This window comes from Bacillus sp. ILBB4, assembly GCF_035064545.1.
In the GTDB taxonomy this organism is placed as follows: Bacteria; Bacillota; Bacilli; order Bacillales; family Bacillaceae_H; genus Priestia.
In genome coordinates this window covers 1,018,803-1,036,200 of sequence record NZ_JAIQVD010000002.1, presented here as the reverse complement: position 1 = coordinate 1,036,200, position 17,398 = coordinate 1,018,803, and the positions used below count along the sequence as shown (strand labels likewise).

The window sequence follows — 17,398 nt, the reverse complement described above, 5'->3', positions numbered from 1 at the left end:
AGAGGTTATCTCAAAAGCTTTGCAGAAAAGTCAGTTCTTCTGCAAGGCTTTTTTAGTGACTGAAAAATTTGAGGAATTTGTAAAAGAAAAAAATAATAAAAAAAATGAAACTAATCTACAGGTTTATTCGTAATAGTAGTGTGGTAAATAAATAATGAAGAAAATCGGCAATGAAAATAATGACAGTGAAGGAACGAACTAATGTACTAGTTCACTTTAAAAAGTATATCATTCCGATGAAGTTTATAGTATAATGCAAATAGATATTATTTTTTAAAAGTAATTATAAAGTAGTATCGATTTTCATTATCAGTCATTAAATATTTACACTCGTTGAAGTTTGTATAAAACAACATGATTTACAGTTCATGTTTTAAATGTTATGACCGATTATGATAGAAGGAGTGAAGGAGTAAATGGTTACATTATATACATCACCAAGTTGTACATCTTGTCGTAAAGCGAAAGCTTGGTTAGAGGAAAATGATATTGGATATACAGAGCGTAATATCTTTTCAGAGCCGTTATCAATCGACGAGATTAAAGAAATTTTACGTATGACAGAAGATGGAACAGATGAAATCATTTCAACACGTTCGAAAACTTTCCAAAAACTAGACGTTCAGGTAGACGCTATGCCTTTGCAAGATTTGTATGAATTAATTCAGCAAAATCCCGGCTTATTGCGCCGTCCGATTATCATTGATGAAAAACGTCTACAAGTTGGTTACAATGAAGACGAGATCCGTCGTTTCTTACCACGTAAAGTGCGTACTTTCCAACTTCGCGAAGCTCAAAGACTTGTGAATGGTTAATTTTTATATTTGTCTGTTTAAGATTTAAATAAGAAACCAACCAAGTAACGTTTGCTTGAAGTTGGTATATAAAAAATAAGCAGCAGGGAGCCAAATGGCCTCTGCTGCTTATTTTTTGTCGAAATAGCAGGGAAAATGAAGTATATATGTAATTAGTAAAGAAAGAGAGTATCTAAACATATAAAAGTGGTGGTGAACGGATTGGAGCTTTTACAGCTAAAATATTTCCAAGTAGTTGCTAGATTAGAACATATCAGTAAAGCAGCCGAAGAGCTATACGTATCTCAGCCTGCTCTCAGCAAAACGATTTCACAGTTAGAAAAAGAGCTAGGCATTCGTTTGTTTGATCGAAACGGTAAATACATTAAATTAAATCGGTATGGTAAAGCATTCTGTGCCAAAGTAGAACTTGCTTTAAAAACATTGGAAGACGCAAAGCACGAGCTAAAGGATATGTCGAACGATCCATGTGAAGAAATTCGCCTTGTTGTATTAGCTAGTTCACATTTACTTCCAGAGCTATTAAGCAGGTTTCGTGAGCAATATCCTCAGGTGCGTTTTCGACTGATGCAGCATTTGACTAATTCTAATTCACAGCCTGATTTTGATTTATGTATTTCAGCTTTTCCATTAACAACCCGTCAGATCGAACATACTCCTTTGCTTCGTGAATCGATTTTGCTTGCAGTGCCTCTTGATCATTCTTTAGCCAAGCAATCACGTGTAAAGTTAAATGAACTTAAAAATGAGAAATTTATTGTGCTAAAGAAAGGGAAAGAGCTAAGGAAAATAACGGATGTAATTTGTAAGGAACAGAATTTTGTACCTCAAATTACGTTTGAAAGCGATGATCCAGCAACAGTGAGAGGTTTGATTAGAGCGAAGCAAGGAATAGGTTTTATTCCTGAAGTAACTTGGGGAGGTTCTACAGGCAAAGATGTAAAACTGCTGAAAATTGAAGAGGAAACATTTGAACGTACTATCTTTTTAGCTTGGAACAATGGAGGCTACGTGACGGATTTACAACAAATCTTCAGGCAGTTTGTGATTGATTATTTTAAACATTTACGCTCCGGTATGCCTCATGAATACATATAAGAATCATGACTAAATGTCATGATTTTTATTTCTTTTTCGAATAAATCTAAAGTGAACAGTAGAGAAAAACTGCATTATGTCATTTTTGATATAAGTATATAACTAAAAATGCATAGGTTATTCAACTTTTTTCCTTTACACTATTTTTAAATCATAAAGTAAACGCTCTCAATTATGGAGTGGGGAGGAAGTAATATGATAATCTTCGGTGTAGCGCTGCTGTCTATTTGCATGTTGATAGGGGTAATTGTAGGGGACGCCTTAGGAGGGCTGATGGGAGTAGAAGCCAACGTTGGAGGAGTAGGGGTATCCATGCTTCTTCTTGTACTAGCGGTGGATTATTTAAAGAAGAAAAATAAGCTCCAAGTAAAATCCGAAGAAGGCATTGCTTTTTGGGGAGGTATTTATATTCCTATCGTGGTAGCAATGTCTGCACAGCAAAATGTTGTAGCTGCTCTTGATGGAGGAGGCATGGCGCTTCTTGCAGGGGTGGTAGTGGTCGTAGTAGGCTTTTTATCCATACCATTTATCAGCAGAATAGGAGAGAAAGCGAAGGTGAAAGAACAAGAAATAGAGCTTTCTATTTTACCTAAGGAGCAGATAAAATGATGAATATGATCAAAGAAGGATTAGAAAATAACGGGCTGATTACGGCATTTGCTATTATTGGGATTGTCATGTATATTGCTTATTTTTTATCAGATAAATTAACAAAAGGAAGAGTTCACGGATCTGCTATTGCTATTATGTTTGGATTAATCCTTGCTTATATCGGTGGAGTGAACACAGGAGGAGAGAAAGGAATTTCTGATATACAGTTATTTTCAGGAATTGGTTTAATGGGCGGAGGGATGCTGCGAGATTTTGCCATTATTGCTACTGCGTTCGGCGCCAATTTTAGCGAAGTCAAAAAAACGGGAATCAGCGGGATTACGGCCTTGTTTTTTGGGGTTTTCTATTCCTTTGTAATAGGTGTAATTATTGCTCTTTGTTTTGGATATAGAGATCCCGTTGCTTTGACCACAATCGGAGGAGGAGCCGTGACCTATATTGTGGGGCCGGTTTCTGGAACTGCGATTGGAGCCTCTTCTGATATTATCGCGTTAAGTATAGCTGTAGGATTAATTAAATCCATTTCAGTTATGATTTTGACACCGATATTTGCTAAGAAAATCAAATTAAACAACCCTCGTACAGCAATGATCTATGGAGGAGTTATGGGGACGACGAGCGGTGTAGCAGCTGGTTTAGCCGCGACAGATGTAAAACTTGTACCTTACGGAGCCATGACAGCTACATTTTATACAGGTCTTGGTTGCTTACTCGTACCATCTATTCTTTTTTTACTCACAGAGATTATTTTTTAACTGTACAAAGTGTTTTATGAATAAAAGACTGCTGTGCTCATTAAACTAAAGAAAAGGCCATACTAAATAAAAATGTTTAGTATGGCCTTTTCTTTATCATTTAGTTGAACGAAAGCTATTAACAACCATGCCGCTTATCAGCACAACAGCAATTGTTATAAACGGAATAAATGTTCCTAGAGATGTATGGTCTGCAAAGAATGAATGTAAGTTCTTTTCATGTCCAACCATATTTCCAGCAGTATAAGCTAAAATAGCTGCTCCCCCATAAACGAGCAGGGGAAATCGTTCCATCAAATACAAAATGAGCTTGCTTCCCCAAACAATAATGGGGACGGATACGAGTAATCCGGTGACAACCAAGATAATATTTCCATGAGCTGCGCCTGCTACAGCTATTACATTATCTAGTCCCATTACAATATCAGCAAATACAATCGTTCTTACAGCGGCGCCTAATGTCACACCTGCACGGATTGAAGATGTATCATCACCTTCTGATACAAGAAGCTTAAAGGCAATGATCACTAATAAAAAACCGCCGATGAGCTGCAAGTAAGGAATAGTTAGTAAATAAACAGCTAAAATAGTAAGTACAATGCGAACTATCACAGCTAAGCCAGTCCCTAAAAAAATAGCTTTATTTCGCTGATATTCAGGTAAGTTGCGGCTTGCTAAGGCAATAACAATAGCGTTGTCTCCACCTAATACAATATCGATACCGATAATAAGAAGAATGGAGGTTATTAATTCTAAATCCAATAGTCTTCCCTCCCAATATGTAAGGATAAGTAGCTCATATTGCTTTATCTGTGTTCATTTTTAACAAAAAGCGTTCATAGGGTAAAGAGATTATGTATATAACAAAGTAAGGTGTAAGGTGGCTATGAGTTGTCAGAGTATTTTTTATTTCCTTTCTTTCGCATTTTGTCATAAAATAGATATACAAGGTTCACTCAAATAGTGTATGCTTGTATATCCCAAGTTAGAATGCTTTACAAAGTGAGAAAGTACATGTAATATTGCTTTAACACGGGGGTAAAATAGTCCCTTCATCGTTTAAGGGTAATGTTCGAAATGGCCGGATTACCTTCACTGATTTTTCCGAAGGGAGAGATGATAATGGAAATCGAACGCATTAATGAAAACACAGTAAAATTCTTTGTCACTTACGTAGATATTGAAGAACGTGGATTTGATCGCAATGAAATTTGGTTTAGCCGAGAGCGCAGTGAAGAGCTATTCTGGGAGATGATGGACGAAATTCATCAAGAAGAAGAGTTTATAGCAGAAGGTCCTCTTTGGATTCAAGTACATGCGCTTGAGAAGGGGCTAGAGGTTATTGTAACAAGAGCACAAGTTTCAAAAGACGGTCAAAAGTTCGAAGTACCTGTTGGTGAAAATGATAAAATCGATATCCCTGTAGATGGAAAAATTGAAGCGTTGCTTGATCATCAAGCGAATCAAAATAAAAAAGCTGATTTTGAAGAAGAAATTATAGAAGACGAAGGGCTACAGTTCGTCGCACGCTTTCAAGACTTAGAACATTTAATTTCCTTAAGTCACCATTTAGAGTTAGATGATATTATCAACAGCATGTACGTGTTTGAAGGAAAATATTATTTATACGTTGAGTTTACAGATGATGAAGACTTTGTAGCTGAAATTGATAACATTTTAAGTATCATTTTAGAATATGCAAATGAATCAAATGTAACCGTTCATCGTTTAATGGAATATGGAAAAGAATTAATCAGTGAAAATGCACTTGAACAAGTAAAACAGTATTTTCCTTTACGATAATAGCAGCCGATTTCATGTATATGAAATCGGTCTTTGTTTTGCCCTCTTTTTTGGAAATGCTCTCCGCTCATATCGAACAATATAGGTGGAAAAAGCAGGCGGCTGCTTCCTACACGGGAAAGTGTAGTGTTAAAATAACAAGTTTGAGGATAATAACGGCATAGAGACCTGTTATTAATGATGAAAGATTGGTTTTAGGATAGGTGAAAACAAGTTGAAAAATAGATTACAGCTTTTAATTTTTGTTATTGGTATTATTGCTTTGCTTTATTTTACAAAAGGGTATTGGGACGGTAAATTTATTGGCGTGCTAAGTATCTTAATTACGATTAGTGTTGTTTTCATCGGTCTTGTTATTTCATTAGAAAACCGTCATCCAACTCAAACGCTAACGTGGCTCGTAGTATTAGGCGGTTTCCCGGTAATAGGGTTCTTTTTTTATTTGTTATTTGGACGCAATACGCGAAAACGGCGTTTATTTGCTAAAAAAGCAAAGCTGGATGAACAGGTGCTTTTAAAGATGGAAAGAGATTCCGGTATATTAGAAAATCCCTTTGAGCAGTTGGGCACCAGTAGAAAGCAAATGCTGAAGCTAGCCGTCAGGCTTAGCAAGAGTCCAATTTCTTTTTCATCAGATACGCGCGCATTGACGAATGGAAAAGAGACGTTTCACGAAATTATGGAATCATTAAAGCATGCAAGGCATCATATCCACTTAGAGTATTACATCGTACGACATGATCACTTAGGAGAACAAATTAAAGATATTTTAATTCAGAAGGTACAAGAAGGAGTTTATGTACGTTTCTTGTATGATGCCGTGGGCAGTTTTCAGCTTTCACCGCATTATATTCACGAGTTAAGAAACGCGGGCGTAGAAATGATTCCGTTCTTGCCGGTCAGACTTCCATTTCTCAATAATAAAATCAACTTCCGTAATCATCGTAAAATTGTAGTCATTGATGGAACAATTGGATTTGTAGGAGGTTTGAACATTGGTGATGAATATCTCGGGAAAAGTCGGCATTTTGGCTTTTGGAGAGATACCCATTTGATGGTGAAGGGTGAGGCAGTCCGTTCATTGCAGCTTATTTTCTTGCAAGACTGGTATTATATGACAGGTCAGACGATGCTTACTCAAACGTATCTATCGCCGGATTTAATTGACATTGATATGGAAAAGTGCGGCGGTGTTCAAATGATTGCTGGCGGACCAGACCGTGAGTGGGAAATTATCAAACACTTATTTTTTTCGATGATTACGTCTGCGAAAGAGTCCATTTGGATTGCTTCTCCTTACTTCATACCTGATGAAGATATTTTTACTTCCCTCAAAGTAGCTGCTCTAAGCGGTATAGATGTAAGGCTTCTTGTACCTCAGAAGCCCGATAAAAAAATTGTTTTTCATGCATCACGCTCTTATTTTCCGGAGCTGCTAGAAGCAGGTGTGAAAATTTACGAGTATAAAAAAGGATTTATGCACAGCAAGATTGTGATTGTTGATAGAGAAATTGCCTCTATTGGAACAGCTAACATGGACATGAGAAGCTTTCATTTGAATTTTGAAGTAAATGCTTTTTTATATCGCACAGCTAGTACTCAAAAGCTTGTATATGAATATATGCAAGATTTAGAAGAAACTAATGAGCTTCACTTTAAAGACTTTGAAAAGCGGCCATTTATACAGCGGCTATTTGAATCAACAGCCCGTTTGCTTTCACCGCTATTATAATCGCTGTAAACCACATTGCGTATGCTGTAATGTGGTTTTTTTCTGAAAGAAAAGGGTTTAGTAGAAAAGTGTCGAATACAAGGATATAGCTCGCTACTATAGGAAGGAGAAATGTACGATTGTTAGTTGCACAAACAGAAGAAGGCCTCATTTCACTAGCTCAGCGCTTTTCGCTTGAACAGCTTAAGCTGTGGAAAAAAGAAAAGCAGTTCTACTGTCCCTCTTGTCAATCCCCTGTACAGTTAAAGGCAGGTACAAAAAAAATCCCTCATTTTGCTCACCTGAAAAAAACATGCGTCGCTCAGCATGAAGGTGAAACAGATTATCATCTCGACGGAAAACGAAAGCTGTTTCACTGGTTTAGTTCTCATCTTGAAGTCGGGTTAGAAAGTTATCTTCCTGACATTATGCAGCGTCCAGATCTTCTTGTAGATACGCCCTCGCAAAAATATGCAATCGAATTTCAATGTGCTTCCTTATCTTCCTCAGCGCTAACCAAACGTTCTATTCATTATGAGAAAGGAAATTATATGCCCCTTTGGATTATGGGGGCAAAAAGAATGAAGCGCTTATCCACTTATATGTATCAACTTTCTTTTCAAGAGTGGCAGTTTCTTACTCTTTCCGATTATACGCCCACACTTCTTTATTTTTCACCTTCTACTAATCAACTGTTGAAACTTGAACATCTTATTCCTTTTTCATCTCAGATTTGTTATGCACAGCTTGTCGTGCTCTCTCCTCACGAGCATACCTTTCATGATCTTTTTTCTACACATACACAACCTCAATTTTTCTCTTCATGGATAAAGAAAAAGAAGGCATGGAGAACGCATTATATCCTCTATCCTAATCAGAAGCTTCAGCCTTTTTTACACGCTCTTTATGAAAATAATATTCCTCCCTCCCATATTCCAGCAGAAGCAGGCATGCCGCTGCCTTCTTTATACATGGTTGAAACGTCTGCTACTATATGGCAAACGTGGCTGCTTCTCGATTTAATGCAGCAGAAGCAAGTAGGGGATTTAGTTACAGAAAAAGAGTTAGGCCGGCTATGGCTCTACAGAATTCGTAAGAGGCATATTGTATTTCGGTCTTTGCCGATGGCCCCTGTTGCTGTGGAACAGCCCCTGTTTGAGTATATAGAGGTATTATGCCGGCTAGGGATGCTAACGTATATAACTTCTGGGGTATACAAAATCAGAAGGCCCTACACGATTCCAAAGCAAACGTCTGATGCTTTTTTAGAAGATGGACAAATGATGAAAAGGTGGTTAAATCAAGCAAAAGAAGTGACATAATCACTGAAAATCAGTACGCTTAAGAAAGAATCCTTTTTTCAAAAGCGTACTGACTTTTGATTAATTCTTTTAAAACAACATACAATAACGAAAGAAATAAAAAGGATTCGCCTTAGAAAAAGCGAACAGTTATAGACAGGTAGAAAAAGATGGAGGGATGACCATGAGTGAACAATCAAAAGTAAAAAAGTTACCAAATAGAAGCGAGATAAAAGTAGAAGATACGTGGAAACTAGAGGATATTTTTGCTTCAGATGACGCATGGGAAAAAGAATTTGAAGAAGTAAAAGCTCTTATTCCGCAAATGGAAAAATTCAAAGGGAAACTTGGAGAGTCCGCTCAAACTTTATACGACGCTCTTCAAGAGCAAGACGAGCTCACAATGCGCGTTAGTAAACTTTATACATATGCTCATATGCGCTACGATCAAGATACCACTAACTCTTTTTATCAAGGGTTAAATGATCGTATCAAAACACTTTATACCCAAATTGCAAGTGCACTATCGTATGTAACACCAGAAATTTTGTCTATTGAAGAATCAAAAATTAAACAATACATGGCGGAACATAAAGAGCTAAAGTTATATGCTCATGCATTAGATGAAATTACTCGCGAGCGTCCGCACATTTTATCAGAAAGCGAAGAAGCGCTTCTTGCTCAGGCTTCTGAAGTGCTAGGATCTTCAAGCAACACGTTTGGAATGTTAAACAACGCAGATTTAGAATTTCCTTCCATTAAAGATGAAAATGGAGAAGAAGTAGAAATTACGCACGGGCGCTATATTCGTTTCCTAGAAAGCAGCGATCGCCGCGTACGAAAAGAAGCGTTTAAAGCGGTGTACGAAACGTACGGTAAATTTAAAAATACGTTTGCAAGTACGTTAAGCGGCACGGTGAAGAAAGATAATTTTAGCGCCCGCGTTCGTCACTATAATTCAGCTCGTCACTCAGCTCTTAGCACAAATAACATTCCAGAAGAAGTATACGATAACTTAGTTAAAACAGTGAACGATAATTTGCATTTATTGCATCGATATATTGATTTACGTAAGAAAGTATTGGGAATTGAAGAGCTTCATATGTATGATCTCTATACGCCTTTAGTAAAAGACGTAAAAATGGAAGTAACCTATGAAGAAGCAAAAGATTATATTTTAAAAGGCCTGAAACCACTGGGTGAAGACTATCTTAACGTGTTAAAAGAAGGATTTGAAAACCGTTGGGTAGACGTTCATGAGAACAAAGGCAAGCGAAGCGGTGCTTATTCTTCAGGAACGTACGGCACCAATCCTTATATCTTAATGAACTGGCAGGATAATGTAAATAACTTGTTTACACTAGCCCATGAATTTGGCCATTCTGTACACAGTTATTACACAAGAAAAACGCAGCCATATCCTTACGGAGATTATTCAATCTTTGTGGCAGAAGTAGCTTCAACGTGTAATGAAGCGCTTCTAAACGATTATTTACTAAAAACGATTGATGATGAAAAGCAGCGCTTGTACTTGCTTAACCATTATCTAGAAGGATTCCGCGGTACGGTATTCCGTCAAACGATGTTTGCTGAATTTGAGCACGATGTGCACGTGCGTGCTCAAAACGGAGAGCCGCTTACACCTGAATTATTAACAAAATTATATTATGACTTAAATAAAAAGTATTTTGGAGACAACTTAGTAATTGACGAAGAGATTGGATTAGAATGGGCTCGTATTCCGCATTTCTACTACAATTACTACGTTTATCAATATGCTACAGGGTTCAGTGCAGCAGCGGCATTAAGCAAGCAAATCCTTGAAGAAGGAGATGCGGCTGTTGAGCGCTATGTAGGTTTCTTAAAGTCAGGAAGCTCTGATTATCCAATTGAAGTGTTGAAAAAAGCAGGAGTAGACATGACAACGTCTCAGCCTATTGAAGAAGCGCTAGCTGTATTTGAAGAGAAATTAACGGAAATGGAACGTTTATTAAATCAATAAAATTAAAATGAAGCAGGAGCTGTATCCTGCTTCATTTTTTAAATCCTCGAAATTTGTTGTGATTGTTAAGCAATGTAAAAATAATAAGAATAGCTAAAAATAAGAGAGGGCCTGCGATAATGAGAGGAACAAGCTGCATAAGAGATAAAATATAGAATAAAAAAGAAACCAAAAGAATAACAACCCCTAGAGTAATTCCAGCAATTTTCATAGTTAACACCTCTATTAAAAGCATAATTGGTTGTACTATATGAGTGAATCTGGCTGTTTATGAAGTTTTTTTATAAAAAAGTGAATAAAATTGAAAAAAGGGGTTGCCAAAAGTCGACATAATTTGCTATAGTATTAATCGTGAAGTTTATCACAAAACAAACATATACCCCTTTGTTTGACCGTGAAAAATTTCTCCCATCCCCTTGTTGTCTTAAGACAAACGAAAAGACTTGGCGAAAGCCAAGTCTTTTTTGTTTAGTTGATGCTTAGGATAAGCATCAACATTTAATGATTAACAGCTCTTTTCAGTACTTCTCCAAAAGGTGCCGTATTTGACAGGAACTCTCTCAACCACTTGCTGAAGCTGAAGTTTTTTCAATTCTTTTTCAGCCTCTTCTAATGATAAACCATACACAACCGCAACTTCTTTTGAAGCAACAAATTGAAAATAGCTTAAAAATGAACGAAGAGGCGGAAGACAAGCTGGATCTGGGTCAATTTCTAACATCTCTTTAATGATGTGTACATATGTTTCGTACGAATAGTATCCTGATATCTTAATGCCTTCTTCTTCAACTTTTTCGTTGAAGAACACAAGAGTTGGAATTTCATCGACATCCATTTCCGACGTGATTTTTAAATCACATTGAAAGGCCTTCGCAGCGTAATCTGAATGCAAATCTTTTACAAATTCATTAACATCTAGCCCCACATGTTTTGCACATTGTATTAAGACAGATTCTTCTGTAACATTTTGTTTTTCTAAAAATACTACTTCTTGAAGTCTTCTCAAAAAGCGAATGCCCTGTTTCTTTCCTTGCAGACCGGCCGCTTTAATCGCAATTGATGCAGCGTAAGGAGTATCGATTGGGTTTTCAAGCCACAGATTGCCGTCACATGACATACCGGAGCGGCTTCCAGTTTTCTCCCACGATTTTGCAATATGTTCAAATTTTTGCTGTGCTCCAATATTTAATTGCTGTAAGTTTCCGCCAAGCACATGCTTGAGGGATAACAGCTGACCATATTCTATTTGTAACTTCTTTAGAATAGGCTCGAGTGCCCAGCATTCCGGGCAAAGAGGGTCAACAAATACATAGATTTCAAGCGGTTTTTTATTTGAACCTTGACAAAGCTGATGCAAGGATGGGTATTGGCTATTTAGATTACTCAATGTGAAAATCCTTTCTCATCTGTCTGTTCCGGTGAATTAATCATGTGTTGGGCAGTTAAAATAAGACGATGATAAAGTTCATCTCTCTCAGGGCCTTCTAAATTAATTTCGTCCATTGCTTCATGCATACATGTCAGCCAGGCTTTGGCTCTTGACGGTGTAATTTCAAAAGGAAGATGCCTAGCTCTCAGCATAGGGTGACCATGCTCTTCAGTGTATAATGAAGGCCCTCCTAAATATTGTGTCAGAAATTGCTTTTGCTTTCGTGCTGTTTCTGTTAAATCATCAGGAAAAATTGGCGCGAGCTCAGGATGTTGTCCAACGCGTGTATAAAAAGCATCAACAAGTTTTGAAATCGTATGTTCACCGCCTAATAATTCGTAAGGGGAGTGGATTTTTTCTCTCATGTTGATAACTCCTTTGTTATAAGAAATATACGTCTTAACTCTTTGGTGTTTTTTACTTTCCTTAATTTTAGCAGTGTCATTTCGTTAACTCAAACTATCCGCTTACTTCTTCTACTGGAAAAGAGATAAAGTCGAATTTTACATAAGAAAAGTCTATGATGCTGTGGCGAATCACTAATTATGAGAAACAAAGGAATACTTTCACAAACGTTTCCTTCTATTTATATAGTGTAACCTCGACAAACTACAGCCATTCCATGTTCGAGTGGCGAATGCTTTGGCTCATTTACACAAGATAAGAAGACATAATTTTATTTACATATTTTTGCGTTTCCTGAAAAGGGGGTACTCCGCCGTATTTATCAACGTTACCTGGTCCAGCATTATAGGCCGCCAATGCTAATTTCACGTTTCCGTTGTATTTATCTAACATTTGTCGAAGATATTTGGCTCCTCCAAACACATTTTGCTTGGAGTCATACGGATCTTCTACACCAAGAGCTTTAGCGGTTTCTGGCATTAGCTGCATAAGCCCAGCCGCTCCTACAGAACTTTTGGCAGATGGATTAAAGTTTGATTCTTGTTTAATAACAGAACGAATAAGTTTAGGATCCAGCTGGTAGCGTGCAGCTGCTTCTGTAATTATCGTTTGTACATCCTGGGAACTGGCCTTTGCCGTTTCATTTTTTTGTGCAGGTAAGGCAGCATTTGAAGCCGCTGCCTTACTTGAGGAAGAAATAGATGGCTCGGACTGCATTTGAACCGCCGTAGATGGAAACATCTGCGCTGCCTTCAAGTAAAGATTGGTACTCATTTGAGGCTCTTGATTGACGTAGTCTTGAAAAAGCTGAGCAAATACAGAGAGTAAAGTTGTACCAAGCATCACGTTAGCTGTTGGCATCTGGTTGTTAACTGAAAATGGCTGAGTTCCAGGAAATTGAACGGAAGACATGTAATTGTTAATATTCATGCTCATGAATTTATTCTCCATCCATTAACGTATACTTTCGCTTGTAAAACCGTCGAATTTTGTTTTCCGTTGGTTTCTTTTTAATATCAAGCTCCGTAAGCAATTGCTCAAAATATTTTGCTCCTTCATTGGCATCGGTTACTTCGTATTCAAGTTCATAATCCTCAGCACCTAGATAAAAGCTATGATCGAGTACAAGTAACCCGTTTTTATATGGAATTTCTGCTCGACTTGTACGCAAAGTGCCAAAATAAGTTAGCGCATGGCTATCGACTTGTAAATCAGTAATAAGCTGTTGAATTGTTGACGGAATCTTGGCGCTGCCATCTCGCAATTCTTTAGCTTGTTCATTTGTTAATGCTTCATGTGTTTCTAAAAGACCCTCTTGATGAGGCTGTTTGAGCGTGAGAACGGACTTATCTTTTTTGCTTCTAATTCGCAGGGCAGCCCCGCAGTCTTTTAATGAGAAAGCAGGTGTATCAAAATAGTGGTTTTCTTGAGAAACAAACTGATCTTCAGTTAGTTGAAAGTGTGAGCGGAGACGATCAAACTCTTCTTTCGTTACTATATTTTTAAATTCAATTTCAATTTCTTGTTTCAATGAAATCATCCTTTTAATTTAGGTCTTTTGGTAAGGCACTTTCCATCTTAATTTATCACACTTTTTGAGACAGTAAAACTACATTTCCTAACAGGAATATCCATATGGGGAACTTGGAAAATGAAGAAATACGGATTGTTTAGGTTTTACCTTTATTAAACGTTCCTGGAATGTGTTAAAATAGTAACGAATTGTATAGTTGGAAGGAGTTTATTTATGCACAATCGAATTGACATCACTACCTGTGTGATGAAATCAAATGAATTACATTTAAAAGCAGACCCTATTGAGACGGAAATTGAACAATTGGAAGATACAAAACAAATGCTTGTTGACTCAGATAACATGTCATTTGTATATGTTGTAGATATTAATGATCAATTTATGTATGTTGGCCTTAGTGATAATATTTGGGCAAATTTAAAGCACGTCTTACATAAAGATATGAAAGTATTTTTAGAAATTAATAAGAAAGTAATTGAGCTATCAGCCGTTAAAGAAGAGCTATCTTATCTCATCAGTAACATCGAAGGAAATGTGAATTATGGAGACGAGATGGTAGCAAGAGTAGAGGAAGTTTTTTTAGATAAAGAAAATAAGTAATAGAGAGAAAAAAGGGGGGTGTTATTAATGATCAGGCATTGGGATTTATTTTTAGCACCGTATAAACAAGCCGTTGAAGAACTTAAGGTGAAATTAAAGGGAATTCGTTCACAGTATGATATGAAGTCTACACATTCACCTATTGAATTCGTGACGGGACGAGTAAAGCCTATCGCCAGTATTTTGGATAAAGCGACTCGAAAAGGAATTTCTCTCGATCGCTTAGAGGAAGAGATGCAGGACATTGCGGGACTCCGTATGATGTGTCAATTTACGGACGATATTAAAGCGGTCGTAGAGCTCCTTCGTCAGCGAACAGACTTTGAATTGATTGAAGAAAGAGATTATATTCTTCATAAAAAAGAAAGCGGCTATCGTTCATATCATGTGGTCGTATGTTATCCTGTTCAAACAATTAAAGGTGAAAAGAAAATTTTAGTGGAAATTCAAATTCGTACACTGGCTATGAATTTTTGGGCTACAATTGAGCATTCTTTAAATTATAAGTACAGCGGGAAATTTCCTGAGAATATCAAAAAACGACTTCAGCGTGCTTCTGAAGCGGCTACTCAGCTCGATGAAGAAATGTCTCAAATACGAGGTGAGATTCAAGAAGCTCAGGCTATTTTCTCACGAAAAAAAGAATCGGCGGAAGAATCTTAGGTATGACTCAGCAACAGCTTTGTACATTGGATGGATAGGGGGAGAGAATTAGGTGGAGAAAATAAAATTTGCTATTACATCAAAAGGCAACCAAATATCAAATACGCTTATGCAAAAAATGAAAACGTATTTATTAGATTTTCATTTAGAATATGATGAAAACCAGCCTGATATTGTAGTGTCAGTAGGAGGGGATGGAACGCTTCTCTACGCGTTTCACCGCTATCGAAACCGACTTGACAAGACGGCTTTTATTGGGGTTCATACCGGCCATTTAGGCTTTTACGCAGATTGGACACCTGATGAGATTGAGAAGCTGGTGATTGCTATTGCAAAGACACCCTATCAGACTGTAGAGTATCCACTGCTCGAAGTGATTATTCGCTACACAAACGGTGGACGTGAAGCTCGATACTTAGCTCTGAATGAATGTACGGTAAAAAGTGTAGAAGGTTCTTTAGTAATGGATGTGGAAATTAAAGGGCAGCGATTTGAGACATTCCGAGGAGACGGCCTTTGCGTATCCACTCCCTCGGGAAGTACAGCTTACAACAAATCCCTTGGAGGCGCGATTTTACATCCTTCGCTTCAAGCTATTCAAATTGCTGAAATGGCTTCTATTAACAATCGAGTGTTCCGTACGATAGGTTCTCCATTGGTTCTTCCTGGACATCATACAGCGCTGTTAAAGCCTGTCAACGACGCAGACTTTCAAATTACCATTGATCATTTAACTCTTTTACATAAAGATGTAAAGTCGATTCAATTTCGGGTAGCAAGCGAAAAAATTCGATTTGCTCGCTTTCGTGCGTTTCCTTTCTGGCAGCGTGTCAGAGATTCTTTTGTATGTGATGATTAAAGGCAGGGAAGAGAATGAAACAAGTTTTTACGTTGAGTTGGACCGTAGATAATTCTTTCGAGGGTGTAGCGGTTCGTGAATTTTTAAAAGAACATGATATTTCCAAAGCTTCTCTGACGGACATTAAGTTCAGAGGAGGAGCAATTGAAGTAAATGGAAAGCATGCAACGGTTCGATATATTCTGCAAAAAGGTGACGAAATCAAGGTGGCGTTTCCACCAGAAAAAGCAAGTGAAAGTCTTCTTCCTAGAGCTATACCTTTGGATATTGTATACGAAGATGAGTATATATTAGTTTTGAATAAGCAGCCAAACATGCCAAGTATACCTTCTCGAGAACATCTAACGTGGTCACTAAGTAATGCTGTGCTCTATTATTATGAGGAAAATAACATTAACTCGACTGTTCATCTTGTGAATAGGTTGGACAGAGACACATCTGGGCTGCTTATTGTCGCTAAGCATAGGCACGTTCATTACTTATTCTCTAAAGCACAAAAAGAACATGAAATTAAACGCGTGTACCGAGCTTTTGTTCATGGTAAGCTTGTTGGCAAAGAAACGATAGAGGCACCGATTGGCCGAAAAGAGTCAAGTATCATTGAACGGGAAGTAAGAGAAGATGGGCAGTTTGCTATTACACACTATACGGCGCTTCGTCAGTATTCTTCTTTTACAGAAGTTACTCTTTCGCTTGAGACCGGGAGAACTCACCAAATTCGTGTTCATATGGCTTATAAAGGATATCCACTGCTTGGAGATACCTTATATGGCGGAACGAATCATCTTATTTCTCGTCAAGCTCTTCACAGCTATGAGCTCACTTTTTTTCATCCTTTTTTACAAAAAACTTTGTCTTTTACAGCACCTTTGCCGCCAGATATGCAGAAACTTCAAATCGTAAAAGAAAGTCGCTTTTTTTAATGAAAAGCGACTTTCTTTTTACACGAAGTGATTAAATTTTTCCTCTACGTAAGGCATAGATGAAGGCACCGATATAATATTCCTTTCAGGATACTGAAACGCCGTTAAAGCCCCTCCAAAAACTGCGCCTGTATCAATATTAATGGTATTATGAATTTTTCTGGCTTTTACTACGGGTGTATGCCCATACACGATAAAAGGTTTTCCATTATAATGTTGGGCCCAATCCCGTCGGACAGGCATGCCGTTTAGATGTTTTTCACCCGTAATGTCTCCGTATAGCACAAAGGTTTTTACTTTTTTATCCGTTCTGCCGATGTATTCAGCTTTAAGACCGGCGTGAGCAATAATTAATTGGTTTTGATCAAGCTGCACATATAGAGGTGATTGCTCATAAAGCTCAATGAACTTTTTCTTAATGAATTTCTGTTCTCTTGAAGGTAAAGCTTCGTACTCAGCAACGGTCGTTTCTAACCCATGAGTAATTTGCACTTTGTTACCGCAAAAGAAGCGATATAGCTTATTGCAGTGATTGCCTGGACAGTAGTAAGCTTGCTGATGCTTTATTACAAGTGACCATACGAGCTCAATCACTTTTAGTGAATGAGGTCCTCGGTCTGTTAAATCACCTACAAATCCAAGGCGCCGTCCGTCAGAGTGGACAGGAATCCCGTCTTGCCACTCATACCCAAGTTTTTCTGTTAACGCTTTTAATTCATCATAGCATCCATGGATATCGCCTATTATATCTACTTTCATCTTTTATCCACATCCTTAAAAGGTTTTTCCTTTGACGATATAAAATTACCCTTATATGGAGCAAACTATGTGTAAAACTTATATATTATTGGGAAAAGAGTAAAGAGCTGTGAGTTGAAAAAAAACAAA

Annotated in this window: 19 protein-coding genes; 12 read left to right on the top strand and 7 right to left on the bottom strand. The window is 37.5% G+C overall.

What is annotated here, in order from left to right; all coding sequences use genetic code 11:
- Window positions 1–416 precede the first annotated feature (416 nt).
- The 4 genes from spxA to madM all read left to right on the top strand — a co-directional run bounded on the left by spxA (window position 417) and on the right by madM (window position 3,280).
- Entirely contained in the window at window positions 417–815 is a 399-nt protein-coding gene (spxA, locus tag LAV82_RS11375) for a transcriptional regulator SpxA (RefSeq protein WP_013055422.1), read from the top strand.
- A 201-nt stretch (window positions 816–1,016) separates the two neighbouring features.
- A complete protein-coding gene (locus tag LAV82_RS11370; protein ID WP_057239482.1) occupies window positions 1,017–1,913 on the top strand; it encodes a LysR family transcriptional regulator in 897 nt (298 codons plus the stop codon).
- Window positions 1,914–2,108: 195 nt separating this feature from the next.
- On the top strand, window positions 2,109–2,522 hold the full coding sequence (gene madL, locus LAV82_RS11365; protein ID WP_013055424.1) for a malonate transporter subunit MadL: 414 nt from the start codon (window positions 2,109–2,111) through the stop codon (window positions 2,520–2,522).
- Window positions 2,519–3,280: a malonate transporter subunit MadM gene (gene madM, locus LAV82_RS11360; RefSeq protein WP_029324768.1), complete on the top strand. Its 762-nt coding sequence runs from the start codon at window positions 2,519–2,521 to the stop codon at window positions 3,278–3,280. The genes madL and madM overlap by 4 nt, the downstream gene beginning before the upstream one ends.
- A 96-nt stretch (window positions 3,281–3,376) precedes the next feature.
- Here madM and LAV82_RS11355 read toward each other — a convergent pair whose 3' ends face one another.
- Complete coding sequence (locus LAV82_RS11355) at window positions 3,377–4,042, bottom strand: TerC family protein (RefSeq protein WP_057239481.1); 666 nt, start codon at window positions 4,040–4,042, stop codon at window positions 3,377–3,379.
- 360 nt (window positions 4,043–4,402) lie between these two features.
- Here LAV82_RS11355 and mecA point away from each other — a divergent pair, with 360 nt between their 5' ends.
- From mecA to pepF, 4 genes are all read left to right on the top strand, one after another.
- Window positions 4,403–5,083 carry an adaptor protein MecA gene (gene mecA / locus LAV82_RS11350; protein WP_057239667.1) on the top strand — a complete coding sequence of 227 codons (681 nt, stop codon included), beginning with the start codon at window positions 4,403–4,405 and terminating at the stop codon, window positions 5,081–5,083.
- A gap of 214 nt (window positions 5,084–5,297) precedes the next feature.
- Window positions 5,298–6,815, top strand: a complete 1,518-nt coding sequence (cls, locus tag LAV82_RS11345; RefSeq protein WP_211078296.1) for a cardiolipin synthase — start codon at window positions 5,298–5,300, stop codon at window positions 6,813–6,815.
- A 119-nt stretch (window positions 6,816–6,934) separates the two neighbouring features.
- Entirely contained in the window at window positions 6,935–8,116 is a 1,182-nt protein-coding gene (locus tag LAV82_RS11340; protein WP_211078297.1) for a competence protein CoiA, read from the top strand.
- Window positions 8,117–8,279: 163 nt separating this feature from the next.
- The gene (gene pepF / locus LAV82_RS11335; RefSeq protein ID WP_211078298.1) at window positions 8,280–10,097 is read left to right on the top strand and encodes an oligoendopeptidase F; all 1,818 of its coding nucleotides are present in this window, start codon (window positions 8,280–8,282) and stop codon (window positions 10,095–10,097) included.
- A gap of 31 nt (window positions 10,098–10,128) precedes the next feature.
- Here the strand turns inward: pepF and LAV82_RS11330 are convergent, their stop codons facing one another.
- From LAV82_RS11330 to LAV82_RS11310, 5 genes are all read right to left on the bottom strand, one after another.
- Complete coding sequence (locus LAV82_RS11330) at window positions 10,129–10,308, bottom strand: hypothetical protein (protein WP_013055431.1); 180 nt, start codon at window positions 10,306–10,308, stop codon at window positions 10,129–10,131.
- Between the two features lie 294 nt (window positions 10,309–10,602).
- Window positions 10,603–11,454 (bottom strand): ClpXP adapter SpxH family protein, encoded by an 852-nt coding sequence (locus tag LAV82_RS11325; RefSeq protein WP_013055432.1) that lies wholly within the window; start codon window positions 11,452–11,454, stop codon window positions 10,603–10,605.
- 26 nt (window positions 11,455–11,480) lie between these two features.
- On the bottom strand, window positions 11,481–11,891 hold the full coding sequence (locus LAV82_RS11320; protein ID WP_013055433.1) for a globin domain-containing protein: 411 nt from the start codon (window positions 11,889–11,891) through the stop codon (window positions 11,481–11,483).
- Between the two features lie 286 nt (window positions 11,892–12,177).
- Window positions 12,178–12,867 (bottom strand): lytic transglycosylase domain-containing protein, encoded by a 690-nt coding sequence (locus LAV82_RS11315; RefSeq protein ID WP_499716103.1) that lies wholly within the window; start codon window positions 12,865–12,867, stop codon window positions 12,178–12,180.
- 4 nt (window positions 12,868–12,871) lie between these two features.
- On the bottom strand, window positions 12,872–13,462 hold the full coding sequence (locus tag LAV82_RS11310; protein ID WP_029324774.1) for a CYTH domain-containing protein: 591 nt from the start codon (window positions 13,460–13,462) through the stop codon (window positions 12,872–12,874).
- A 216-nt stretch (window positions 13,463–13,678) separates the two neighbouring features.
- On the opposite strand from LAV82_RS11310, the gene LAV82_RS11305 reads away from it, so the two are divergent.
- The 4 genes from LAV82_RS11305 to LAV82_RS11290 all read left to right on the top strand — a co-directional run bounded on the left by LAV82_RS11305 (window position 13,679) and on the right by LAV82_RS11290 (window position 16,510).
- Entirely contained in the window at window positions 13,679–14,065 is a 387-nt protein-coding gene (locus LAV82_RS11305) for a UPF0738 family protein (RefSeq protein ID WP_013055436.1), read from the top strand.
- Between the two features lie 27 nt (window positions 14,066–14,092).
- Window positions 14,093–14,728 carry a GTP diphosphokinase gene (yjbM, locus tag LAV82_RS11300; protein WP_014461566.1) on the top strand — a complete coding sequence of 212 codons (636 nt, stop codon included), beginning with the start codon at window positions 14,093–14,095 and terminating at the stop codon, window positions 14,726–14,728.
- 61 nt (window positions 14,729–14,789) lie between these two features.
- A complete protein-coding gene (locus LAV82_RS11295) occupies window positions 14,790–15,587 on the top strand; it encodes an NAD kinase (protein WP_025749877.1) in 798 nt (265 codons plus the stop codon).
- A gap of 14 nt (window positions 15,588–15,601) precedes the next feature.
- Window positions 15,602–16,510 (top strand): RluA family pseudouridine synthase, encoded by a 909-nt coding sequence (locus LAV82_RS11290; RefSeq protein ID WP_499716101.1) that lies wholly within the window; start codon window positions 15,602–15,604, stop codon window positions 16,508–16,510.
- Window positions 16,511–16,528: 18 nt separating this feature from the next.
- Here LAV82_RS11290 and prpE read toward each other — a convergent pair whose 3' ends face one another.
- On the bottom strand, window positions 16,529–17,269 hold the full coding sequence (gene prpE, locus LAV82_RS11285; RefSeq protein ID WP_025749875.1) for a bis(5'-nucleosyl)-tetraphosphatase PrpE: 741 nt from the start codon (window positions 17,267–17,269) through the stop codon (window positions 16,529–16,531).
- Window positions 17,270–17,398: the final 129 nt, after the last annotated feature.